Source organism: Acinetobacter sp. YH12233 (assembly GCF_013417725.1).
In the GTDB taxonomy this organism is placed as follows: Bacteria; Pseudomonadota; Gammaproteobacteria; order Pseudomonadales; family Moraxellaceae; genus Acinetobacter.
On sequence record NZ_VPDK01000007.1, the window covers coordinates 79772 to 102287 of the forward strand.

23 protein-coding genes and 2 tRNA genes are annotated in these 22516 nt (G+C 42.8%); 17 read left to right on the forward strand and 8 right to left on the reverse strand.

Going from position 1 to position 22516, the window contains the following annotated elements; translation table 11 throughout:
- Positions 1 to 226: 226 nt before the first annotated feature.
- Both FTV12_RS05165 and FTV12_RS05170 read right to left on the reverse strand, forming a co-directional pair.
- Positions 227 to 302: transfer RNA gene (locus FTV12_RS05165), tRNA-Gly, on the reverse strand.
- A gap of 45 nt (positions 303 to 347) precedes the next feature.
- A tRNA-Gly gene (locus tag FTV12_RS05170) sits at positions 348 to 423 on the reverse strand.
- A 230-nt stretch (positions 424 to 653) separates the two neighbouring features.
- Between FTV12_RS05170 and FTV12_RS05175 the strand changes: the two genes are divergently transcribed.
- From FTV12_RS05175 to FTV12_RS05195, 5 genes are all read left to right on the forward strand, one after another.
- Entirely contained in the window at positions 654 to 962 is a 309-nt protein-coding gene (locus FTV12_RS05175; protein ID WP_180033637.1) for a BolA family transcriptional regulator, read from the forward strand.
- A 9-nt stretch (positions 963 to 971) separates the two neighbouring features.
- Positions 972 to 1364, forward strand: coding sequence for a SirB2 family protein (locus tag FTV12_RS05180; RefSeq protein ID WP_108675632.1), 393 nt, complete (start codon positions 972 to 974; stop codon positions 1362 to 1364).
- Between the two features lie 61 nt (positions 1365 to 1425).
- Entirely contained in the window at positions 1426 to 2262 is an 837-nt protein-coding gene (locus tag FTV12_RS05185; protein ID WP_159124118.1) for a ParA family protein, read from the forward strand.
- A 13-nt stretch (positions 2263 to 2275) separates the two neighbouring features.
- Positions 2276 to 2668, forward strand: a complete 393-nt coding sequence (locus tag FTV12_RS05190) for a hypothetical protein (RefSeq protein ID WP_180018360.1) — start codon at positions 2276 to 2278, stop codon at positions 2666 to 2668.
- Positions 2669 to 2862: 194 nt separating this feature from the next.
- Entirely contained in the window at positions 2863 to 3456 is a 594-nt protein-coding gene (locus FTV12_RS05195) for a threonine transporter RhtB (protein WP_180033638.1), read from the forward strand.
- 25 nt (positions 3457 to 3481) lie between these two features.
- Here FTV12_RS05195 and FTV12_RS05200 read toward each other — a convergent pair whose 3' ends face one another.
- Positions 3482 to 4120 (reverse strand): DedA family protein, encoded by a 639-nt coding sequence (locus FTV12_RS05200; protein WP_034704672.1) that lies wholly within the window; start codon positions 4118 to 4120, stop codon positions 3482 to 3484.
- A 481-nt stretch (positions 4121 to 4601) separates the two neighbouring features.
- Between FTV12_RS05200 and guaA the strand changes: the two genes are divergently transcribed.
- Positions 4602 to 6170: a glutamine-hydrolyzing GMP synthase gene (gene guaA, locus FTV12_RS05205; RefSeq protein WP_104426908.1), complete on the forward strand. Its 1569-nt coding sequence runs from the start codon at positions 4602 to 4604 to the stop codon at positions 6168 to 6170.
- A 93-nt stretch (positions 6171 to 6263) separates the two neighbouring features.
- Positions 6264 to 7196 carry a restriction endonuclease gene (locus FTV12_RS05210; protein WP_004780654.1) on the forward strand — a complete coding sequence of 311 codons (933 nt, stop codon included), beginning with the start codon at positions 6264 to 6266 and terminating at the stop codon, positions 7194 to 7196.
- A 51-nt stretch (positions 7197 to 7247) separates the two neighbouring features.
- Here the strand turns inward: FTV12_RS05210 and FTV12_RS05215 are convergent, their stop codons facing one another.
- Both FTV12_RS05215 and FTV12_RS05220 read right to left on the reverse strand, forming a co-directional pair.
- A complete protein-coding gene (locus FTV12_RS05215) occupies positions 7248 to 8471 on the reverse strand; it encodes a GGDEF domain-containing protein (RefSeq protein WP_180033639.1) in 1224 nt (407 codons plus the stop codon).
- A 159-nt stretch (positions 8472 to 8630) separates the two neighbouring features.
- The gene (locus FTV12_RS05220) at positions 8631 to 9983 is read right to left on the reverse strand and encodes a GGDEF domain-containing protein (protein WP_180033640.1); all 1353 of its coding nucleotides are present in this window, start codon (positions 9981 to 9983) and stop codon (positions 8631 to 8633) included.
- Between the two features lie 495 nt (positions 9984 to 10478).
- Between FTV12_RS05220 and FTV12_RS05225 the strand changes: the two genes are divergently transcribed.
- From FTV12_RS05225 to FTV12_RS05235, 3 genes are all read left to right on the forward strand, one after another.
- Positions 10479 to 11426, forward strand: a complete 948-nt coding sequence (locus tag FTV12_RS05225) for a pirin family protein (RefSeq protein WP_180033662.1) — start codon at positions 10479 to 10481, stop codon at positions 11424 to 11426.
- Between the two features lie 32 nt (positions 11427 to 11458).
- Positions 11459 to 11857: an OsmC family protein gene (locus FTV12_RS05230; RefSeq protein ID WP_180033641.1), complete on the forward strand. Its 399-nt coding sequence runs from the start codon at positions 11459 to 11461 to the stop codon at positions 11855 to 11857.
- A 120-nt stretch (positions 11858 to 11977) separates the two neighbouring features.
- A complete protein-coding gene (locus FTV12_RS05235) occupies positions 11978 to 12628 on the forward strand; it encodes a glutathione S-transferase (RefSeq protein WP_180033642.1) in 651 nt (216 codons plus the stop codon).
- A gap of 51 nt (positions 12629 to 12679) precedes the next feature.
- Here the strand turns inward: FTV12_RS05235 and phoR are convergent, their stop codons facing one another.
- The 3 genes from phoR to FTV12_RS05250 all read right to left on the reverse strand — a co-directional run bounded on the left by phoR (position 12680) and on the right by FTV12_RS05250 (position 15687).
- Positions 12680 to 14038 carry a phosphate regulon sensor histidine kinase PhoR gene (phoR, locus tag FTV12_RS05240; RefSeq protein WP_159124125.1) on the reverse strand — a complete coding sequence of 453 codons (1359 nt, stop codon included), beginning with the start codon at positions 14036 to 14038 and terminating at the stop codon, positions 12680 to 12682.
- Positions 14039 to 14062: 24 nt separating this feature from the next.
- A complete protein-coding gene (gene phoB / locus FTV12_RS05245) occupies positions 14063 to 14773 on the reverse strand; it encodes a phosphate regulon transcriptional regulator PhoB (protein ID WP_159124126.1) in 711 nt (236 codons plus the stop codon).
- Between the two features lie 221 nt (positions 14774 to 14994).
- The gene (locus FTV12_RS05250) at positions 14995 to 15687 is read right to left on the reverse strand and encodes a TetR/AcrR family transcriptional regulator (protein WP_179992733.1); all 693 of its coding nucleotides are present in this window, start codon (positions 15685 to 15687) and stop codon (positions 14995 to 14997) included.
- 219 nt (positions 15688 to 15906) lie between these two features.
- Here FTV12_RS05250 and FTV12_RS05255 point away from each other — a divergent pair, with 219 nt between their 5' ends.
- The 7 genes from FTV12_RS05255 (at position 15907) to FTV12_RS05285 (ending at position 22509) form a co-directional block, all read left to right on the forward strand.
- Positions 15907 to 16755: an SDR family oxidoreductase gene (locus FTV12_RS05255; protein WP_180033643.1), complete on the forward strand. Its 849-nt coding sequence runs from the start codon at positions 15907 to 15909 to the stop codon at positions 16753 to 16755.
- 185 nt (positions 16756 to 16940) lie between these two features.
- Positions 16941 to 17882: a TauD/TfdA family dioxygenase gene (locus tag FTV12_RS05260; RefSeq protein ID WP_180018351.1), complete on the forward strand. Its 942-nt coding sequence runs from the start codon at positions 16941 to 16943 to the stop codon at positions 17880 to 17882.
- Between the two features lie 118 nt (positions 17883 to 18000).
- A complete protein-coding gene (locus FTV12_RS05265; RefSeq protein ID WP_180033644.1) occupies positions 18001 to 18705 on the forward strand; it encodes a Crp/Fnr family transcriptional regulator in 705 nt (234 codons plus the stop codon).
- A gap of 110 nt (positions 18706 to 18815) precedes the next feature.
- Complete coding sequence (locus FTV12_RS05270) at positions 18816 to 19031, forward strand: molybdopterin-binding protein (RefSeq protein WP_179992729.1); 216 nt, start codon at positions 18816 to 18818, stop codon at positions 19029 to 19031.
- Positions 19032 to 19044: 13 nt separating this feature from the next.
- Positions 19045 to 20532, forward strand: coding sequence for a hypothetical protein (locus FTV12_RS05275; protein ID WP_180033645.1), 1488 nt, complete (start codon positions 19045 to 19047; stop codon positions 20530 to 20532).
- Between the two features lie 27 nt (positions 20533 to 20559).
- Positions 20560 to 21627: an ABC transporter substrate-binding protein gene (locus tag FTV12_RS05280; protein WP_180025416.1), complete on the forward strand. Its 1068-nt coding sequence runs from the start codon at positions 20560 to 20562 to the stop codon at positions 21625 to 21627.
- 27 nt (positions 21628 to 21654) lie between these two features.
- Positions 21655 to 22509, forward strand: coding sequence for an ABC transporter permease (locus FTV12_RS05285; protein WP_180033646.1), 855 nt, complete (start codon positions 21655 to 21657; stop codon positions 22507 to 22509).
- Positions 22510 to 22516 lie beyond the last annotated feature (7 nt).

Here is a 22516-nt window from a genome sequence, read left to right on the forward strand (position 1 = left end):
AACATAAGCCACTTGGTAGTAGCTAATACTATCTTTTGTTTTGGAGTTTTTTTTATCTTGTATGATTGATGCTCTGGAGCATCATCTACACGGTTTTTTGTTCACAGTTTTGAAAGAGCACTTTTGTAAACTTACTTTTTTAAGTATAAAAATTTCTTATGAAGTAAAATATTGAATAAAACAACAATAAAAAAGCCCCCATCTTTCGATGAGGGCTTTTAGAATTTGGAGCGGGAAACGAGACTCGAACTCGCGACCCCAACCTTGGCAAGGTTGTGCTCTACCAACTGAGCTATTCCCGCAGGGTCGATCGATTTTTTACTTTAAAAAATGAACAAAAAAGAATTTGGAGCGGGAAACGAGACTCGAACTCGCGACCCCAACCTTGGCAAGGTTGTGCTCTACCAACTGAGCTATTCCCGCATGCCGTGTATAATACAGCATGCAAAAACAGGGTCAATAACTTTATGAAAAATCTTGTGTCGATTGCATAAAATAAAAGCAATATTCTCTGTGCTTCCAGACAATTAGACAAAATTTATGCAAAATTTAATGAAATCTCGGCACAATCAAATAATTGCAGACATTTCTTGCACCGAAATAGCGGATAGAACAGGGTATACTGGACCCATATCTTGAATCGGAGTCAGGCCATGAGCTTAGAACAACAACTGAAAGACCGTTTGGCACAATTGTCACCTACTTATCTGGAAGTCGTGAATGAATCTTCAGGTCATGGTGGATATTTCCCGGGTAAGGAATCGCATTTTAAGGTGGTGATTGTCAGCGAAGCTTTTGCTGGCCTGCGTGCGGTACAACGCCATCAAAAAGTCTATGCTGCGGCAGGTGATTTGCTTTCTAAAGATAAAATTCATGCCTTGGCAATTCATGCTTTCTTGCCTGAAGAGTGGACAGGACAGGACACGTCTAGTCCAGAATGTGCACATGCACCGAAAAACTAAGAGGATTTTATGGATACCCAGCTTTTAGTCAAGATTATTCATATGTCTGCGGCAGGACTGGCCATTGTGGCCATTCTTGCACGTGCTATTACCCTGTTTGTGGATACACAGGGCAATCAGCCGAATCCAAAAGCACGTGTATTTCTGGTCGCTTTGCAGCACCTGGTCATTAGCGTGATTGCCTTAACTGGGATTATTGCCCTGTTTTTAAAGAATTTTGATGTACAGCCTTGGTTTTATGCCAAAATCATTTTATTCCTGGTGCTAATTTCATCCCTGGGCAAAGCCTATAAAAAAGATGATTCAATCCTGCTGGTACAACGCCGTGCTGGCTTATTTATTGCTGTGGTTTCACTTATTGCGATTATAGTATTGGTCATGATCAAGCCGAATTTTGGCTAAATTATTCATCAGTCAATGAACTAAAACATACTGATCATTAGAAAAATAAAGAGGGGTGTTTATGCATACTCGTGTGGTATTTAATCAGAAAGGTGGGGTAGGGAAATCGAGTATTGCAGTCAATCTGGCTGCAATCAGTGCGCATCAGGGGCTTAAAACCCTGTTGATCGATCTTGATCCGCAGGCAAACTCCAGCCAGTATTTACTAGGAGATGATGCAACCTATTCGAGTGACAAGCCGGCGTTGGAGCCGAATATTGAAAACTATTTTGAAGATGTATTGGGGAACCAGCAGAGCAAAAGTTTAATTGGTAATGCGATTGGCTCCATTCTCAAGACCCGGGCTAAAGGGCTGGAAAGTTATCTGCATCAATCACCTTTTAAAAATCTGGATGTCATTCCGGCGAGTCCGAGTTTGGGCACGCTGGCCCATGCACTGGAATCCAAACATAAGATTTATAAGCTGCGCGATGCCTTGCAACCACTTGCTGAGCATTATGACCGGGTATTTATCGATACTCCGCCGGCATTTAATTTCTTTACGCTTTCAGCACTGATTGCTGCAGACCGTGTTCTGATTCCATTTGACTGTGATGTGTTTTCTAAACGAGCCTTACAAACCTTGATTGAGAATGTCATCGAAACTCAGGATGATCATAATGAACGTCTGGAAATTGAAGGCATCGTGGTCAACCAGTTTCAGGCTCAGGCAAAACTGCCACGCGAAGTGGTACAGCAACTGATAGATGAAGGTCTTCCGGTGCTGAACAGCATGTTGCCGCCGTCGGTGCTGATGAAAGAGTCACATCAAAAAAATCAGCCATTAATTCACTTGGCAACTGATCATAAATTGACTCAGGCCTATCAATCATTGTTCAATGAGATAGAGCAGCATTAAGATCGAGTTAACTATGAAACTTGTGAAAATAAGTCTGGCAATCAGCATACTTAGCTTGCTGAGTGCCTGTGTAACGACGGTCAAACCGACCTATGTTTCACCGACCCATTATCAGACCCTCAACTGTCAGCAGCTTCAGGGTGAATACAACCGTATTCAGCAGTATCTTGATAATGGTGTTGAGCCGCCTAAACGTACAGGTGTCGGCGTAGGGGTAGGCGTCGGTGGTGGCTGGGGCAGCCGCGGCGGCTGGGGCATTGGTCCGAGTGTATCAGTGAATATGGGACAATCTTCCAATACCAAGCGCACTGAAACGGCACGTCTACTGGGTGAACAGGAAGCTATTGTACAAGCTGCAAAATTTAAAGCTTGCCCAATTGTGATCCGTCAAAACACCAATAAATAGCCCTCTAAACATCAAAAAAATGCTGACTTTAGGTCGGCATTTTTTCTATCTTAAAAGTGATTGGTCAAGTGACAGAATTCACAGTATTTGCCAGAAAAAATGACCGATGCGCATAAAATTTTGAAAGATCTCGTCTTGTGATCAGAACACGAGATTGGTTAAGGTAATCACCTTGTCTGATATGTTTAACCACCATGATTGAAAACTGGCTCTTTGTTTTTGCAACAATAGCAGTGCTGATGATCCCTGGACCTGCCAATGCATTGGTGGCCAGTTCTGCCTATCAGCAGGGAACAGCCAAAACCAGTCTGTATATTCCCGTCATTCTGGTGGGGTATTTATATGCGATCAATGGGTGGGCTCTGCTGGTTCATCTGTTTTCACCAATCTGGCCGAGTTTTCAGGAACTGGTGCATGTGCTGAGTGCAATCGGTGTGGGCTGGATGACCTTCCATTTATTCAAGGCTCGGCAACTGGAACAATATAATCAGAGTCATCCTCAAATCCGTCCCTGGCAGATGTTTAAGGGAACCTTGAAAAATCCCAAAGCAGCGCTTCTGGCAACCGGAATCTTACCGCTCTCTACTTGGGAAAGTCCGAGTAACTTTGTTCTGATCTTTGCAATTTTTACTGGGATTGCCTTACCTGTTGCGTTGTTCTGGATGATCTTTGGACAAGCGATTCTGGCGGGAGAGTCGGCAAAAAGAAAAGCCGACCTGATTTATAAAGGGTCGGCTCTGTTTTTACTGCTTTGTCTGGTGCCCTTGCTGATTAATTGGCTGGAGTAAATGTTCACTCAACAGCGCTAGGCTTCTAGGCAATTTTATTTTTCTTGAGTTTCTGCTGAATAAAGCCAATCACCCCTGGCATGACACTTAAAATAATGATGCCGAAAATCAGATGAGTGAAGTTGTCTTTGACGATTGGCATATTGCCGAATAGATAACCCAAGATCACAAACGAACTGATCCAGAGAAAGCCACCGATCATATTGTAAGTCAGGAAATATTTGTAATTCATACTTCCCGCACCGGCAACAAAAGGTGCAAAGGTACGTGCGAAAGGAATGAAACGGGCAAAAATAATGGTTTTACCGCCGTGTTTCACAAAGAACTGCTGGGTAGCAAGCAAATGCTTTTTATTAATAAAACGTGATTCAATCTCAAATACACGTGGCCCAATATATTTACCAATATGATAATTCAGGGTGTCGCCCAGCACTGCCGCAGTGAACAGTAGCGGAATCAGTACCCATGGATCCATAGCACCCGTTGAAGCCGCAAGCGCACCTGAAGCAAATAGCAGACTGTCTCCCGGCAGGAACGGCATCACCACCAGTCCCGTTTCAACAAAAATAATCAGGAAAAGAATGCCATAAATCCAGATGCCGTAATTGGTAATGAATTCGAGCAGGTGATCATCAACGTGGAGGATAAAATCAAGCAGTTCCATAGGGAAAAAACAAGCGAAAAGGTGATCAAATCCTAACAGTCTGGGGCATGAAAGTCAGTACCGAACAGGAAAATAATTGCCTGCTCATCCCTGATGGGTGAATTAAAAATTTATCTTACAAATTGGCGGTGAATTCCTGCGAAAACAGGCTTAGCATGAAAACGTCATTAAAATAAAAATCAAAAGGTGGCTCCCATTTTCAATCCTAAACGCTATCAAATGAAGACAGTGATAGAGATAGATGAAATAAACTTTCAATAGCCACTTAACTGGCCGATCCTAAAATATTCAAATCCAAATAGCGTAAATACGCTGAATTCCGTGGAGAGAAGGGAAAGCTCTCTTGCTGAATCGAAAGCTTAATTCTATTTAAAGAAATAAACTGCTTAATTATTATGCTGATGGGAATAGTGTGCTTAAGCCTAATAAAAATGCTAGAATACGGCGCTTATCTTTCGTTTGCCTTTCATAGTTGTTTGTCATGACTACCAATACTCAAATTACTGAAGATCGTATCCTGATTCTGGATTTCGGTTCTCAATATAGTCAGCTCATCGCACGTCGTGTCCGTGAAGCTGGTGTATATTCTGAAATGTATGCCTATGACATGTCTGAAGAAGACATTCGCGCATTTAATCCAAACGGTATCATCTTGTCTGGTGGACCTGAAAGTGTTCACCTGGAAGGCAGCCCGCGTGCGCCGCAAGTGGTATTTGAGTTAGGTGTACCTGTACTGGGTATCTGTTATGGCTTGCAAACCATGTGTGAACAGCTTGGCGGTAAAGTTGAGCCAGGTACTGTACATGAGTTCGGTTATGCAGAAGTGGATATCGTGGTACGTGACCAGCTGATTGGTCAGCTGCAAGACCGTGAGAACCAGCTGCATGTCTGGATGAGTCATGGTGACAAGGTTGCACGTATTCCAGAAGGCTTCCAGGTGACTGCAAGCACACCAAGCTGCCCGATTGCCATGGTGTCTGATGAAACCCGCCGTTTCTATGGGATCCAGTTCCACCCTGAAGTGACACATACTTCGAAAGGTGCAGAATTACTGTCTAACTTCGTACACCAGATTTGTGGGTGTCGTGGTCTGTGGACACCAGAACATATTATTGACCTGCGTGTAGAACAGCTTCGTGCACAGATTGGCAATGAAAAAGTATTGTTAGGTCTTTCAGGTGGTGTCGATTCATCGGTTGTAGCGGCACTTCTACACAAGGCAATTGGCGATCAGTTGACTTGTGTATTTGTAGACAACGGTCTGCTTCGTTTGAACGAAGGCGATCAAGTGATGCAGATGTTTGCAGACAACATGGGGATCCGCGTGATCCGTGCTGATGCTGAAGATCGTTTCCTTTCTGCATTGGCTGGAGAAGTTGATCCAGAGAAAAAACGTAAAATCATCGGTCGTGAATTCATCGAAGTCTTCGCTGAAGAAGCACGCAAGCTCGATGGCGTAACCTTCCTTGCACAAGGTACGATTTATCCAGACGTGATTGAATCTGCTGCTAGCAAACAAGGTAAGGCACATGTCATCAAGTCGCATCACAACGTAGGTGGCTTGCCAGAAGATTTGGCATTTGACCTGGTTGAACCATTGCGTGACCTGTTTAAAGATGAAGTACGTAAATTGGGTACCACTCTAGGCTTGCCACATAGCATGATCTACCGTCATCCGTTCCCAGGTCCAGGCCTTGGTGTTCGTATTCTGGGTGAAGTGAAAAAAGAATATGCTGATATTCTTCGCCTTGCTGATGACATCTTCATGCAAGAACTTCGCGCAAGCGGCTGGTACGACAAAACTGCTCAAGCCTTTGCTGTATTCCAACCAGTGAAGTCTGTGGGTGTAGTCGGTGATGGCCGTCGTTATGCATGGGTAATTGCACTTCGTGCAGTTGAAACCATCGACTTCATGACAGCTCGTTTTGCACATCTGCCATATGATTTGGTTGACCGTATTTCTACACGTATCATGAACGAAATTGCTGAAGTTTCTCGTGTGGTGTATGACGTTTCATCTAAGCCACCAGCAACAATTGAATGGGAGTAATTTTCTAACGAAAATTACCTATAAAAAAGAGCGCTTAGGCGCTCTTTTTTTCATTTATACTCAAGAAAAATTAATTCTTAAGCTAAAAAATATATGTCATTACCTACTTATGATCAGTTAATGCTGCCTTTGATGAAATTATTATCAGAAATAGAAGGGCCAATTAAAATTTCAGATGCCGCCAATATCCTAGCTGAGCGTTCTGGCTTACCTGAAGAAGATCTAAATAAGGTACTACCAAGTGGTAAAAATATATTTAAAGATCGAGTTGCTTGGGCAAAGACATACTTAGTCAAAGCAGGTTTAATTCATCAACCAAAACGAGCATATTGTGAAATTAGCGATTTAGGAAGAAAAATTGATTTAAAAAACTTAGAAGCAATAACTAATGAATTTTTAGCACAGTTTGATGGATTTATAGATTTTAAATTTGGAAAGAAAAACGAAGAGGGATTAGAGGTCGAAATTTTAAAAAATTTTGAAAACTCAAATAAATTACAAGAAACACAAACACCTGAAGAAACAATTCAGACTACGACTGAATTATTAAGGTTCAATTTGAAAAGTGATTTACTTCAAATGGTAAAGGAAAAGTCTCCTTCATTTTTTGAGAGACTTGTTGTAGATCTGCTTGTTGCTATGGGCTACGGTGGTTCACATCAAGATGCAGCCCAAGCAATTGGTAAAACCAACGATGGTGGAATTGATGGAGTCATCAGTGAAGACCGATTAGGGTTAGATAAAATTTATATTCAAGCAAAACGTTGGGAAAATACAGTAGGACGTCCTGATATTCAGCAGTTTAAAGGGGCTTTAGCGGATCAGGTTGCCAAGAAAGGCGTATTTATTACTACTTCTAATTTTAGTAAAGAGGCAATTGAATCCGCAAAGAAGTCGGGAATTGTATTAATTGATGGTGATAAGTTAACGTCTTTAATGATTGAATTTGGTTTAGGCGTACAAATAGAACGCAGTTTTCATATCTATAAAATTGATCAAGATCGTTTTGATGAAGATAATTTTTAACTCATAAAAAGAGCGCTTCGGCGCTCTTTTTTTATTATCTTTCAAATGAATTTAAGCCGGTTTAACCTGCCAGTTTTGAAGCTCTCCAAGCAAGCTCTGATCCAGTTCAGGGTCATAACATTCCACTCTGTTCCGACCATTGGCTTTAGCCTGATACAGGGCAATATCAGCCTGTTTAATCAGCGCCATTAAATCCGTTTCACTGCTTTCCAGAATGGCCGCACCAATTGAAACGGTGAAATCAAGACGATGCCCATGTTCCAGATTGACCACAATATTTTCGATTTTGTGTCTTAAACGCTCGGCAATTTTTAACGCATCATCTAGTGAAGTTTCAGGCAGGCATGCGATAAATTCTTCACCCCCATACCGTGCCAGCACATCATGGCGTCGCATTTCATTGCGTGTGGTCTGTGCAATCAACTGCAATACCTGATCTCCAACATCATGTCCATAACGGTCATTGATCTGCTTAAAATGATCGACATCAAAGACCAGCAAACTGATTGGAGCAGGCTGTTTGAGATTCTTTTGGATCAGCTGTTGCACCAGATATTCAAAACAGCGTCTATTATTCAGGCCTGTCAGCGAGTCAGTATGGGCGAGATTTTCAAAAGTCTGACGATGATATTCATTCAGGGTATGTTGCAGGAATACTAAACGGGATTTTAATGTGGAGCTCCAGCTGATATATAAGCTGAAGGTCAAAACCGGCATATAGATCAGAGAAAACAAGAACATCTGGTACAGGTCAGCTTGAGTATTGAAATACACACCAATATAAATCACCAATGTAATCAGACCGGAATTAATCAGGCTAGGCCAGAAGCGAATCTGCACACATAAATTGGCCAGGACAATAAAGACCAGTGAAGCATATTGATAAATGAGCGTATGCGGACTTTCAGACTGATTCAGATTAAAAAACCAGATTGCACTTGCTCCGATAATCGAGGTCGGCAACAGCAGGTCAAATACAGGCAAATTCCGGTAAAAATGATACATCCAGATGGTTATCAGCACGATCACCAAGGTATAGCCTAGCTTGGTCAGAATGAGCAAATTCATAATGTTATTCAGCACCAGAATATCGGCAAGGGTGTAGGAGGCATATGCCACCTGTGCGAATAGGTTCACCTGCAACAGGTATTTTAAAGTGAGCTGTTTCTGATGGTTAAAGTAGGCAGGTTTTAAAGACCCAGGAATACGAACAAGAGGATCTTGAAGGGCATCCTGAAACAGGAGGCGAGCTTCTTCTTCATATTTATCTGGCATGCCGCCTTCCCACATTAAATCCAAAGAAATGAATAAGATGAATATTTATATTTGTATGAAAAATATTCTATTCTTTTAGGAATTATTTGAAAAGCATCACAAACAAATTTAGGCCTAATTCTTAAATTCTTGTCTAATAATCTTGATTTTGCTATCAGGTTACAAAGCAGACCAAGACTGTTTCGCTTTATGATGAGCGCCAGACTGCTCCTGTTTATTCAAAGGTTTAAATACATTCCAGGGATTTGGAGATAGGGGTTTAGCCGGTTGCAGCATATTGGGATGATAGACCCGAATCCGGTTTCTTCCCGCTTTCTTAGCTTCATAAAGCGCAATATCTGCATGCTTAATCAGGTCTTCAAGCTCCTGTTGCGGAGATTCAAGTTCAGCAATACCGATAGAAATCGTGAACTGGATTTTCTGGTCAGAATTGATGTGCATCACCTGCTTTTGAATCGAACAGCGAATCCGTTCTGCAATCATCAGGCAGTCCTGTAGCTGGGTATCTTCCAGCAAGGCAATAAATTCTTCTCCACCAAAACGTGCCAGTACATCGCTAGAGCGCATTTCTTTACGGGTAATTTCAGCAATCAGTTGTAGCACCCGGTCACCCACATCATGGCCATAATTGTCATTGATTCTCTTGAAATAATCGACATCAAACATCAATAGGCAGGTGCTGGCAGGCTTTGGCCATTGATGGATTGAACGTTCCGCCATATCCACAAAATGACGACGATTAAATAACTGCGTCAGATCATCAGTATGAGCAAGATTTTTTAAGGTTTGATAGTTCCATTCATCCAGCAAAGTGCGTAAAAAAGAGCGCCGTATGTTGATGATATTATTCCAGTTGATATAAATACTAAACGCCCAGAGAGGCGTGAAAACAACGGCGAAAATAAAGGCCTGCGATAGACTCATGAGATGGGTTACCCCAATCATGATAAACAGGGCGATAAAAATAGAACAATACAGCGCACCCTTAAACTCGGTCTGTACACAGAGATTGGTAATTAAAACAAAGATCGCAGAGGCATAGATATAAGTTGACACATGCGGGCTACTCGACAGCAGGAGCAGGCTAATCCAGGTCGCTGCAGCCACAGTCGTGCCCACAGGCAAAATCATGTCCAGAACCCGGATATTCTTTTGATGCTTAAACAGGTAATAGCAGCAAAACATGACAGCAATGACCAGTGATACCCGGATCAGGCCAGACAGGAAAAACATGTCAGGAATAATAAAAATATCGGCAAAGAAATACAGCAAAAAGGCGATCTGCGCCATGTAATTAATCTGGCGAAGATTTTGATGACGATGCACATAAAGATAGTTATAAAAGTACTGCTGGAATTGCGCAGGAATAGGTGCAGCGCGATGTACAAGCGCATCTTCAATTAACTGGCGATTTTGCAGATCACATTCGGCCAACTTTAATGATCTATCTGTGGTCGAGTTTTGAAAAGACATATTCGCCGTTGAATATATATTTTCATTCGAGGATGACATGTCCTGATCCAATCTTATTTTTATTGGGTCCTATTATGGACCAAATGAATAAAAAAAAATCTCCCTAGAATCAGGGGGTAGTACGAATTTTACAAAGAAAACGTAACAAAATTTTTGTTTTGTAAATATGAAGCTATACGGATCACATTTTTATAGATTGCTGATTTTAATCATTTATATCAATAAAAATAGGCGTTTCACGTGAAACATGAGTATGATGAATAAGTTGATTTAAACGAACTGATGTAAGGTGCTTGAATGATTATATGATTCATCACCAAGATCTTGATTACAGGATTTGGAAGACTGAAGCCTTTAAGTATTTGAACTGTTCTGATGAGTAGCACATTTTATACGTATCGAAATATTTCCAAAGATAGATTTTGTGGGTAGACGCGGTACATTGTTGTATGAGGTAGACATCTTATGATGATCAGGGAAAGATGTCTTGATGCAGCATACAGCCAGAATGAACTTGCCGAGGTCAGCTCAACCATGTCGAATAATAATGATATTGAACTGTCAAATTCAGATGATTGTGAAAAGTATATCAATCAGTTCATACAGGAAGTTCCTTTACGGCGTGCGGAAATCGGGCAGGGAACAGTCATTAAACGCGCCTTGCCGAGTCGGCATAAACGCATGATTGGCGCCTGGTGTTTTCTGGATCATGCCGGTCCTACTCAGTTTCCTCAGGGAGATGGTCTGGATATCGGACCGCATCCGCATATTGGCCTACAAACTTTTACCTGGATGATTGAAGGCACCATGATGCACAGTGACAGTCTGGGTAACCGGCAATTGATCCGGCCGAAACAGGTTAATCTGATGACTTCAGGCTATGGCATTTCGCATACAGAGGTTTCACCGGAAACTGAAACCAAGATGCATGCAGCACAGCTCTGGATCGCCCTACCTGATGACAAGATCAATATGGCTCCCGCGTTTGATCATTATCCGGAATTACCTGTGATCGAAGAACAAGGCATTCAATGTACGGTCCTGGTCGGGGAATTCCTAAATACACAATCCCCGGTTAAAGTGCATACCGAACTTTTGGGGGTGGATCTATTTGCTGCTGAAAGTACCCGTGCCCGTCTGAGTTTAGATCCAAGATTTGAATATGGCTTTATTGCCCTTGAGGGTCTGGCAAGTATTAATGGGCATGAACTGACCGAAGATAATATGGTGATTCTTGAGCCGGGATTGCAGCATGTAGATGTTGAAATTCATGCGGGTGGGCGAATCTTGCTGATTGGTGGAGAGCCATTTGAAAGCCCTATTTTATTGTGGTGGAATCTGGTGGGTCGTGATGTGGAAGAACTGAAGCTGGCCCGTGAACAGTGGATGATGGGACACCCGCGTTTTGGCACCATTCCTAGTTATGATGGGCCGCGTATGGAAGCGCCGGCATTTCCAGAACATATGCGAGCTTCCAAATAACTTTTACATAATCATAAGAACAAAGGATCAGTATGGCCCGTATCGCAATTGCCAAAATACAGAGCTTAACCATACCATGGCAGGGAGAAATCAGTCATGGCCAGCATCATTACCTGACTGATAAACCTGAATCCTTCGGCGGGCAGGATGCAGGTCCTGCACCTTATGATCTGCTTTTAGGCAGCCTGATCTCTTGCACCATGATTACTTTGCGTATGTATGCCAAACATAAGGACATTGAACTGGGCGACTTTCAGGTTGAAGCAGAATTTTTTGTGAATAAAGAAGGACAGGAATGGATTGAACGACGCTTAAGTTTCGATATTACTCATGATTCGGCTTTGCAGCAGAAAATTCTGGAGATTTGTGCCAAAACTCCGGTGACCAAAACCCTGTTACGCAGTCTGGAGATCCGCACTAGCCTGATTTAAGCTAAAAGAGAGTACGCTATATCCGGTAGGGAAAATGTAAGTAGACTGATAAACTCTTTAGTTAGAGCCAGACTTTTTGCTATGCTCACGCAGTAATAACAATAAAATCATGAGTCTAATATGCGTGTTTTACATCATCTCGAACAATCAAGATCATTTCGAATCATGTGGGCCTTGGAAGAGCTGGAACTTGATTATGAGATCAAGTATTACAAACGCCTGCCTAACTATTCTGCTCCGCCTGCTTTGAAACAGGTTCATCCTCTGGGTAAAGCCCCGATTCTGGAAGATCAGAATCTGGTACTGGCTGAGTCTGCCGCCATTCTGGAGTATCTCCAAGAAACCTATGATTCGACCCATCAGTTTCAGCCGATCAGTGCCGAGAACAAGGCGCAATACCGCTACTGGATGCATTATGCAGAAGGGTCTTTGATGCCTTTGCTGGTCATGCAACTGGTGATGACCAAAGTCCCTGAGCAGGTGCCATTTCTGGTACGTCCCGTGGCTAAAACAATTTGTGAAGGGGTGAAGAAGCAGTTTGTGCAAAGCCGTTTAAAAGACCATATCCAGTTTCTGGAAGATCATTTAAGCCAGCATGAATATTTTGCCGGTCGTTTCAGTTTTGCTGATATCCAGATGAGCTTCCCGCTTGAAGCTATGCAAAGCCGTACCGGTAAAAGCTATCCGGCGATTCAAGCCTATCTGGAACGGATCTCGCATCGTGCAGCTTATTTACGGGCCTTATCCAAGGAGCAGGCATTAAAGTCTTAAAGCCTTCGCTAAAAAAGAAAAGGTGCGATTTGCACCTTTTTTATTTCTGAATCAGTCCGGGAAACTGAGTCGTTCTTTAGGAAAAATCACCTTAAAGGTGGATCCCTGATTTTCACGGGAATCAATTTCGAGTTGGGCCTGATGTTGCATCAGTACATGCTTCACAATCGCCAGTCCTAAACCTGTACCACCAGTACGGCGGCTACGGTCAGAATCTACCCGGTAGAAACGTTCGGTCAAACGTGGCAAGTGTTTAGGATCAATCCCAATTCCAGTATCTTCTACGACAAAATAGGCCGATTCACCATCATCATGCCAGCCCATGGTGACAGTTCCACCTTTAGGCGTGTACTTGATAGCATTGGTAATCAGGTTACTGAAGGCACTGGCAATTTCCATATCTGAGCCGATCAGGTCACAGTGACTGTCAATATCCAGATTTAGGGTATGGCCATAATCCACGTTATAGGCTTGCGCATCATCAAACAGCTGATTCATCAGATTAGGCATGTCAATAATCTGATTCTTGGCAATATTCTTGTCATTTTCCAGACGGGATAGCAGCAACAGGTCATTCACCAGCGCATTCATGCGACGGGTCTGGGACTGCATCTGGTCAAAGGCGCGTTTCCAACGTGGACTAATATCTTCCTGATCGGTAAAGGTTTCGATATAGCCACTGAGCACAGTTAACGGCGTACGCAGTTCGTGCGAAATATTATCGACGAAGTCCTTACGCATCTGTTCCAGATTATGCATCCGGGTCACATCATAGGCGACCAGTAAGCGGCTTTCACCGCCAAAACGGGTCATTTTGATTTGCACATAATGATCTTCGAATATCGAAGACTTCATTTTAAGGCCATCAGGTGCATCATCAATATGATGATAGTAATCAATGAAATTTGGCTGACGTAACAAACTCAGGATATTGCGGCCGCGATCTTCCTGACCAATCCCCAGTAACCGTTCTGCCGCCGGATTCCACCATTCAATCTGCTGATTTTCATCAATCAGTACCACAGCCTCTTGTAGGGCGACTAGCGAGGATTGAGCACGGTCAATCAGCTCGACCATCTCCGCCTGAACGACACGTTCCTGACGCTGGGCCCGATAGACATTGAACAGTAAAGCACCCCAGATCCCATTGATATTTGGTGGTACATCATAGGGACGGTTCGAGATCCATTCATTGACCAGGTAGAGTGAACGCAACTGTGTGCCAAAGAAGGCAACAAAGGCCAGAACGATACAGATCCAGAAATAGCCGATGCCTAGGCCAATACAACTGGCAATCACCAGGAAGAGAAGAAGTAGACGTAAATCTTGCTTGGCAAAATCCCATAGGCTGCTGTAACGGAGTCTTTTGTGCTCATGTGACAGTTCGGGAACAGGATAGGGCTCATACATAAAACAAGATTTACCTAAAAACAATTAACCCAGTGCAACGTCGGCACGGGTCGAGAAACGGTAACCGGTGCCACGCACAGTTTGTACATAACGGTCAGCGCCATAAGGTTCAAGTACCTTACGCAGGCGACGGATATGCACATCAATAGTCCGGTCTTCAATATAGACGTTGCCACCCCAAACCTGATCCAGCAATTGCGCACGGGTATAAGCACGTTCCGGATGGGTCATGAAAAATGCCAAGAGACGATATTCAGTCGGTCCCATATCCAGAATAGTACTGCCAAAATTCACGCGCTGACTGACTGGGTCTAATACCAGTCCGTTAGCATCAATGGATTTTTCACCGCTGAGGGCATTAGAGCGACGCAAAACAGCTTTAATACGTGAAACCAGCTCACGGGTCGAAAATGGTTTAGTCATATAGTCATCGGCACCGGCATCCAGTCCCTGAACTTTATGATCTTCTTCACCACGCGCGGTCAACATGATGACCGGAATTTCGGACAGATTTTCATCACGTTTCAGACGACGGCACAGATCGACACCACTGACGCCACCTGGCATCATCCAGTCCAGCAAAATCAATGCTGGACGCTGGTCCACAATCATTTGATGAGCCTGCTTGGCATCTTCTGCCTGTAAACATTGAAAGCCCGCCATATCCAGAGCAGTATGGATCATTTCACGAATCGGCAGTTCGTCATCAACAATTAGAATGTAGTCATCTTTCACAGCGCAATACCCTATTTCATGCAAACGGTGGACCGTTTTATATTTATGACAGGCTTATTACAAAGATTAATTATGACAGTATCATTGCAGAATAGGTAGTTCCGGGGCCTTTCGCAAAGATTTGTCACAATTTAAGCTGTTATTTTATAAGAGGGTCTTAATTCAAAATCTTGTAGATCACTGAGAGCTAGATCTACGTAGACCTTATCTTGATTTAAAAATTATCTAACCGGATCCGCCGGTTTTTCTGTACCCAAAGTATCTAGTAAAGCAAAGAACACCAGACTACAGGAAGATAGAATTTCTTCCAGTGACTGTTTAAAGCCGCTCATGACCCAGCGAATGGCAATCTGGGTAACATAACCATTGAGTCCGGTCGAGACCAGGGAAATCTCTCTTTCAGAACGATTCAGGTTCGGCATCATCAGCATGACAAAGGCCTGAATCATACGGTCGAAACGGCCCATGGTTTCATGAATCGTGGCCTGATTATGCAGTTCCTGAACCAGCATCGCATCGATATAAATAATTCGTGCCATACCCGGATTGTCACGTAAGGTCGTCAGCAAGGCAGTCAGACCGGCTTCGATCATTTTCTTTGGATCAGAAGAAGCTTGCATCATCGCCTGCATGACATTCTGCTGTAACTGGTCAATCAGCTTGAGGAAAATAGTCTGGAACAGATGTTCGCTTTTCTTAAAGGATTCATAAAAATAACGTTCAGTCAGTTTGGCTTCGTTACAGATATCCTTCACTGTGACTGAAAAGAAACCATGACGACCATAAGCCTCAATCCCGGCCTCAATCAGCTTTTCACGACGCGCCTGCTGACGCTCAGCCATGGAAAGTCCTTTAAACTGGCGTTCCTTACTTTTACTTGCTAGTTTTTGTCCTGAATTTACTGCATCCGTCATAAAGACTATAGACTCATGTGCTTGAGATTTTAAGTATCTTATCAATAAATCCGGCTTTGACCTATGCTGAAATTCAAACCTGAAAATTGGTCCGTAGAGACATGCTGGAATTATTGACAATAAGGATTGTCAAAACTATATTGAAACGGTGTGCTGTATCCCTATGCGACAGAAAAACAGGCTGTCATGGAAGGGCAGTGTTTTAATCAAGGAAATTCAATGAAAAATTTTAATAATAAAGTCGCGGCCATCACAGGTGCAGGTTCAGGTATCGGCCAGCAACTTGCAGTGCTTTTAGCAAAGCAGGGCTGTCATTTAGCTTTAAGCGATGTGAATGAACAGGGTCTGGCTAAAACTGTTGAGCTGCTACAAGGTAGTGATGTTCGTGTCACAACCAAAAAGGTCAATGTGGCTAATCTGGAAGAAATGCACGCTTGGGCCGCTGAGGTCGAGAAAGATCATGGCAGCGTGAATATGATTTTTAACAATGCTGGTGTGGCACTCGGTTCTACCGTAGAAGGCGCTAGCTATGAAGAGCTGGAATGGATCGTCGGCATTAACTTCTGGGGCGTGGTCTATGGCACCAAAGAGTTCCTGCCTTTAATCAAGAAAACCGGTGATGGTCATGTCATTAATATTTCCAGCTTGTTCGGTTTAACTGCCCAGCCAACCCAGTCCGCTTATAATGCCACTAAATTCGCTGTGCGTGGTTTTACTGAATCCTTGCGTCAGGAACTGGATATGGAAAACTGCGGTGTAAGCGCACTCTGTGTACACCCAGGCGGAATCCGTACCAATATCGCCATTGCAGCGAAAATGAATGACAGTATTCGTAGTCTGGGAATGCACCCGGAAAAATCTGCACAGAATTTCAATAAGCTGCTGCGTTGTCCACCGGAAGAAGCAGCGCGTCAAATTCTGGACGCGGTGCAAAAAGACAAACGCCGTCTGCTGATTGGGAATGATGCCAAAGCAATTGATTTAATCCAGCGCCTCATGCCAACTGGCTATCAGAAGGTCACGGCTTTAGCTACCCGCCTCGGCAAGCAGAAGAAAAAGTCAGCTTAAAACGATCTGATCAAAGCCCGCGTAAGCGGGTTTTTTTATGCCCGAAAACTTAAGCAGCTAAAGTATTTTATAAATCAAAAATGGTGCATAAGAATGTCAATAAATTGACAGCGTTAGATAAGCCGATTCGGCATGATGATTTCACAGACCGAAGGTCGACATAATTATAGATAGAGGAAATGATCATGGCTTATGAATACAAACACATCCAGGTTCAACCAATTGGTGGCCGTATCGGCGCTGAAATCCAGGGCATAAAACTGTCAGCGGATTTGGCTGATGAAGTGGTGAATGAAATCAATCAAGCATTATTGCAGCATAAAGCGATCTTCTTTAAAGATCAGCAACATCTGGATGATGTCGCTCAAGAAGCCTTTGCAGCACGTTTAGGCACGCCGTTAAATCACCCGACTGTGCCGGTAAAAGATGGCTCTGCACATATTCTGGAAATTGATTCACGTGGTGCACGTGCAGACAGCTGGCATACGGACATCAGCTTTATTGATGCCTATCCAAAAGCTTCTATTCTTCGTAGCGTGGTTGCACCCGCAGTAGGTGGCAATACCGTATGGGCAAATACAACCGCTGCCTACAATGATTTACCTGAAGAACTGAAAACACTGGCGGATAGCTTGCGTGCGATTCACAGCAACAACTTTGACTATGCTGCAAAAGTCAGTGTTCCAAAAGAAGCTTTGGAAAAGTATAAAAACTACTTCAATTCAACTGAATATGAAACTGAACATCCATTAGTACGCGTTCATCCTGAAACAGGTGAAAAAACCTTGTTATTGGGCCATTTCTTTAAGAGCTTCGTCGGTTATAGCTCAAGTGAATCACGCCGTTTATTCGACCTGTTCCAAAGTTATGTAGAGAAGCTGGAAAATATTGTCAGCTGGCGCTGGAGTGCAGGTGATGTGGCGATCTGGGATAACCGTGCAACGCAACACCGTGCGATTAATGATTATGGTGACCAGCACCGTGTAGTACGCCGTGTAACTTTAGAGGGTGATGTGCCAGTCGGTGTGGATGGCCGTCCAAGCCGTGAACTGCGTAAAGATGTCAAGCAGGATATCAGCAATTTCCGCTATAACAGCGAAGACGGTATTTATGAAAAAGTTTCATAAGTAATTCTTATTCAATTGGAAACTTTGCATATAAATAGCTAAAGAATCAAGAATAAATGATTCGCCAGTCATTAATGATCCATCTAATATTTAAATAAAATATAGGGTGGATCATTTTATGAAAATTCATACTGCAAAAAATAATGTGGATTATGACATATTAAAAAATATATTTAAAAATATCTCTGAGGATAAGCTGGATTATATTTTAAAATATTCAACGATTCGAAAATATCAAAAAGGCGATTTGATATTAAATAAAGAAAATTGCCATACTGCTTTATATATATTGCTTGATGGGATTATCCAGATTGGATATTTAAGCCCATCAGGTCGTTTTCATGCCTTTAATTATTTCTCGGAAAAGCATCTGATTAACCTGCTTCCTTGCCTCAATACACAAGTGATTGATTATGATTATTATGCTTTTAATCAGGTCAAGGTCCTGCAAATTCCACAGCATATATTTATAGAAGAAGTAAATGATAACAATCACTTAAAGCAGGATGCTTTAAACATTCTCAGCCATCGGATGCAATATCTGATCCAGCAGGTCAAATTCCTGCAAATCGCTAATTTACATCAAAAAGTATGCAAGGTTTTGCATGACCTTTCGATTCAATATGGTCGATCTCATCCTCTGGGAACTGAAATTAAACTCAAAATTTCGCAGCATGATTTAGCAGATTTACTCTCTGCTTCACGCCAAACTATTAATAAAGAAATAAAGAATCTGGCAAGTCAAAATATTCTGGATTGGCAATATGAGAATATCGTGATTAAAAATAAAGAATATTTAAATTATCAGATTAACTGGATTTAAAATAATATTTTTAGATTTTATAAAATAATATATCAAAATCTATTTATATTATTTTTCTTTATATTAAAAATCATGCATATTAATTCCAATCAAAACAACAGGAATTAATAATGACAATTCAATCTATTAATGTGCGTAACCAGTTAAAAGGTACTATTCAGGAAATTGTAAAAGGTGATGTGGTTTCTGAAGTCGATGTGGTGACTGCTTCGGGTATTTTCACTTCGGTAATTACGACACGTTCTGTAGAAGAGCTGGATTTGCAGGTAGGAAGTCAGGTGATTGTGCTGATCAAATCGACTGATGTTTCACTGGCAAAACTGTAGGTGTGTCGATTGTATGAAGCAATATTTTAAACAAGGGGCAACGGTACTGACTCTGCTAAGCGCGAGTATTGGCTTAACGCATGCAGATGCGGAGGTAGGTCAGTTACAACAACAGGTCAGTCAACTCGAGCAGTCATTAAAACAATTAAAAACCCAGTTAGCGCAGATTCAGAATCAGAACGAAGCCGTTACAGAAGCCACTACTGCTGATGAGGCTGAACTATCTGCTGATGCAGAAACTGAATCTGATGATGACCAAAGCTTTGTGACACGTGCCGAGTTGCAAGGTCTGCAAAGCGATCTGGAAAACTATAAATATCAGGTACAACGTGACCGCGATACCAAAACGGCATTATCAACACGTCAGCTGCTGATTAATGGAGTCGTGCAGGCCAAAGCTTCTTATATCGATGAAGCACAGCGCACTCCACCTACGGGCACCAATACCGGGATGGCAGTTCAAGACCGTCACTCTTCGTTTGATTTAGGTGCAGTCCAAATTGGTTTTATTGGCAATCTGTACAAAGACTATGAAGAAGGCAAGAACCTGGATTTCAATCTACGTTTTGGTACTTCTCCACAGACAGGAACCAATAACAGTTATTTGAACTTATTGGATGCGCAACTGACTTATCACGTATTGCCAACCTTAAGTGCCGACACGGGACGCTTGAGCGTTACTTTAGGTCAGCAACTGTTACCATTTGGCCAGGAAGTTCAGGCCACTGAAGACCTAAAACCTACCATTAACAATGCCTTGTTCAGTTTGCCGGGCCTAGGTTATGGACTGGCACTGCGTGAAGTCGGCTTGATTGTACGTGGCGATGCCTTACCAACCGTGGACTATGGATATAACTATCGCTCGCCAATGATCAGCTATGCCTTTGGCTTGGTGAATGGTAATGGAGCCAATAAATCGGATGACAATGATGACAAAAACTTTATTGGACGTTTGCGTTATACCTTGCCTGCTGAATATAACTCATGGCTGCGTGAACTGAGTTTTGGTCTGTCCTGGTATCAAGGCAAAAGCAATCTATTTGAAATTGATGGAACTAGTGCGGCCTTTGCTGGTAAAGGCGATGTGCTGCGTAAAGGCTTCGATATTTACTATAACCACCATCCATTCGGTGTGACCTATGAATATGTGCAAGGTGAAGATGACACCTACATTTCACAAACCGCACAGACCTATAAGCGTGAAAGTGAGTCGCATACAGGCACCTTGTTCTGGAACTTCGGTGAGCAGTTTGTCAAAGGCTTCCGTAATCAGGGCCGTTATGACGACTGGTGGCCAAAGTCTTACCAGGCCTTCTATCGTTACGACAGCATTGATCGTGACAAGAATCTGGCCAATCAAACGGTGGATATTCACAGCATTGGTTTAAATGCCTTCTTTGCTGAAACCACCAAGTTCCAGCTCAATCTTAATCATGTAAATAACGATCTGACCCAAAAAAGCTATAACGAGCTGGTCGCACAGTTCCAGTACGGATTTTAATTTTTAAATATTTTAAGGAATTTTCACATGTTTAAATGGTCAAAAGTATTCTTTGCCGGCCTTCTCTCTACAACAACACTGCTGCCAGCGATTCAGACCTCTGCCGCAGAGGCGAAACCCAGCGTGATCCGTTTTGCTTCGCCGATGGTCGGTACAGGTAATCGCCCTGTAGGTTATGGTAATTACTATGCGACTGCACAGACCTTGGGTTTATTTGAAAAAGAATTCCAGAAAGATGGCATCAAAGTACAATGGAATAACTTTAAAGGAGCGGGTCCTGCGATTAATGAATCTTATGCGAATGGTCTGGTCGATATTACCTGGATTGGTGATTTGCCTGGACTGATTGGCAAAGCCAGTCGTCTGGACACTAAACTGGTCGCCATGGCTGGCTCACAGGATAATACTTATCTGGTGGTAGCACCGGGTTCTCCGGCTAAATCGATTGCTGATTTAAAAGGGAAACGAATAGGCTTCTTTAAAGGAACCAATCTGCATTTATCGATTATTAATGTGGTCAAAAAATACGGATTCAGTGAGAAAGACTTCCGTTTTGTCAACATGGATGGCCCAGTGGCGTATTCCGCTTTAGCCAGTGGTGATATTGATGCAATCTGGAGCAGTAGCTATATTTTTCCTGTAGTCGATCGCGGTATTGCCAAGATTATTTATAGTACCAAAAATGAACCTGATCTCTATAAAACCTCAGGCTATGTACTGGTGAATTCCAAGTTTGAGCAAAAATATCCTGAAGTGGTTCAGCGTGTAGTGAATGTTTTGGTCAAACAAGCGGCTTGGGAAAGCAAGCCCGCTAATAAAGATGCCCTGTTTAAACTCTGGGCAAAATCTGGAATATCGTATAGCAACATCAATAAAGCCCATATTGGGGTAGATCTGAAACGTCATAGTGCCCCGATTTTTGATGCCTATAACGTGTCACTCATTAAGCAGAAGCTTAAAGCGGGTCAAGACTTGAAACTGATTCGCGGCAATATTGATGTTGATTCCTGGATTGAGCCGAAGTATGTCAATAATGCTTTAAAAACTTTGAATTTACAGAACTATTGGAAACCTCTGAATGCCAATGGGCAATAACCATCATGCCCTTGAGGAGGTTGAGTGATGTTACAGGAAATCGAGCTTGAAACAGCCAAGATACCGACACAGGACAGTGCTGCATCCAGATTGAACCGAAAAAATATTCTGAATTTTTTTAAACAGAATCAGGTGTTCATATGGGGAATCGGAGCAATTTTCCCCATCGCGTTGCTCTATCTGTGGCATGTGTTGGTAGAACGGAACTGGGTGAATCCTTTATTGCTTCCTGCACCTGAACTGGTCTGGGTGGCCCTGAAAGATCTGTATCAAACTGGCGAACTGTGGAGCAATTTGAGTGTCAGTCTGAGCCGAATTGGCTATGGGTTCAGTGCCGGCATTGTACTGGCACTGGTCTTAGGTCTGACCATGGGACTATCGCGTCGAGCAGAAGCCTATATCTGGCCCACATTCAAAGCCATTAATCTGGTACCTGTGATTGGCTGGATTCCACTGTTAATTTTACTGGTCGGGATTGATGAAGCCCTCAAGATTATTCTGATTGCTAAAGCCGCGCTGGTACCGATGACCATGAATGTATTTAAAGGCGTGCGCAATATTTCACAGCAATTGACCGAAGTCGCGGAAGTTTATCAGTTGAGCACCTGGTCCAGATTTAAAAATGTGGTTCTGCCGGGTGCTTTTATCAGTTTTATCGGTGGTCTGCGTTTATCTCTGGCAAGTTCATGGGGCGCTCTGGTTGCAGTAGAACTGCTGGCCTCAAGTGAAGGGATCGGCTATGTGATGGTCTATGGCCGTCAGATTTTCCAGCTCGATGTGGTGATGGCAACTGTAGTGGTGATTGGACTGGTGGGATTTGGCTTTGACGTCATTATCCGCCTCATACAAAAACAGTTCCGTGGTTGGGATCAGGCTAGATAGAGAGAAT

Excerpts from the sequence above, each read along its gene's own strand:
- FTV12_RS05175 (WP_180033637.1), top strand. The coding sequence starts at position 654 with ATGAGCTTAGAACAACAACTGAAAGACCGTTTGGCACAATTGTCACCT.
- FTV12_RS05235 (WP_180033642.1), top strand. The coding sequence starts at position 11,978 with ATGCGTGTTTTACATCATCTCGAACAATCAAGATCATTTCGAATCATG.
- FTV12_RS05190 (WP_180018360.1), top strand. The coding sequence starts at position 2,276 with ATGAAACTTGTGAAAATAAGTCTGGCAATCAGCATACTTAGCTTGCTG.
- phoR (WP_159124125.1), bottom strand. The coding sequence starts at position 14,038 with ATGTATGAGCCCTATCCTGTTCCCGAACTGTCACATGAGCACAAAAGA.
- FTV12_RS05260 (WP_180018351.1), top strand. The coding sequence starts at position 16,941 with ATGGCTTATGAATACAAACACATCCAGGTTCAACCAATTGGTGGCCGT.
- FTV12_RS05280 (WP_180025416.1), top strand. The coding sequence starts at position 20,560 with ATGTTTAAATGGTCAAAAGTATTCTTTGCCGGCCTTCTCTCTACAACA.
- FTV12_RS05230 (WP_180033641.1), top strand. The coding sequence starts at position 11,459 with ATGGCCCGTATCGCAATTGCCAAAATACAGAGCTTAACCATACCATGG.
- FTV12_RS05200 (WP_034704672.1), bottom strand. The coding sequence starts at position 4,120 with ATGGAACTGCTTGATTTTATCCTCCACGTTGATGATCACCTGCTCGAA.
- FTV12_RS05225 (WP_180033662.1), top strand. The coding sequence starts at position 10,479 with ATGTCGAATAATAATGATATTGAACTGTCAAATTCAGATGATTGTGAA.
- FTV12_RS05275 (WP_180033645.1), top strand. The coding sequence starts at position 19,045 with ATGAAGCAATATTTTAAACAAGGGGCAACGGTACTGACTCTGCTAAGC.
- FTV12_RS05220 (WP_180033640.1), bottom strand. The coding sequence starts at position 9,983 with ATGTCATCCTCGAATGAAAATATATATTCAACGGCGAATATGTCTTTT.
- FTV12_RS05180 (WP_108675632.1), top strand. The coding sequence starts at position 972 with ATGGATACCCAGCTTTTAGTCAAGATTATTCATATGTCTGCGGCAGGA.
- FTV12_RS05185 (WP_159124118.1), top strand. The coding sequence starts at position 1,426 with ATGCATACTCGTGTGGTATTTAATCAGAAAGGTGGGGTAGGGAAATCG.
- FTV12_RS05285 (WP_180033646.1), top strand. The coding sequence starts at position 21,655 with ATGTTACAGGAAATCGAGCTTGAAACAGCCAAGATACCGACACAGGAC.
- FTV12_RS05270 (WP_179992729.1), top strand. The coding sequence starts at position 18,816 with ATGACAATTCAATCTATTAATGTGCGTAACCAGTTAAAAGGTACTATT.
- FTV12_RS05255 (WP_180033643.1), top strand. The coding sequence starts at position 15,907 with ATGAAAAATTTTAATAATAAAGTCGCGGCCATCACAGGTGCAGGTTCA.
- FTV12_RS05195 (WP_180033638.1), top strand. The coding sequence starts at position 2,863 with ATGATTGAAAACTGGCTCTTTGTTTTTGCAACAATAGCAGTGCTGATG.
- FTV12_RS05265 (WP_180033644.1), top strand. The coding sequence starts at position 18,001 with ATGAAAATTCATACTGCAAAAAATAATGTGGATTATGACATATTAAAA.
- FTV12_RS05215 (WP_180033639.1), bottom strand. The coding sequence starts at position 8,471 with ATGCCAGATAAATATGAAGAAGAAGCTCGCCTCCTGTTTCAGGATGCC.
- guaA (WP_104426908.1), top strand. The coding sequence starts at position 4,602 with ATGACTACCAATACTCAAATTACTGAAGATCGTATCCTGATTCTGGAT.
- FTV12_RS05250 (WP_179992733.1), bottom strand. The coding sequence starts at position 15,687 with ATGACGGATGCAGTAAATTCAGGACAAAAACTAGCAAGTAAAAGTAAG.
- FTV12_RS05210 (WP_004780654.1), top strand. The coding sequence starts at position 6,264 with ATGTCATTACCTACTTATGATCAGTTAATGCTGCCTTTGATGAAATTA.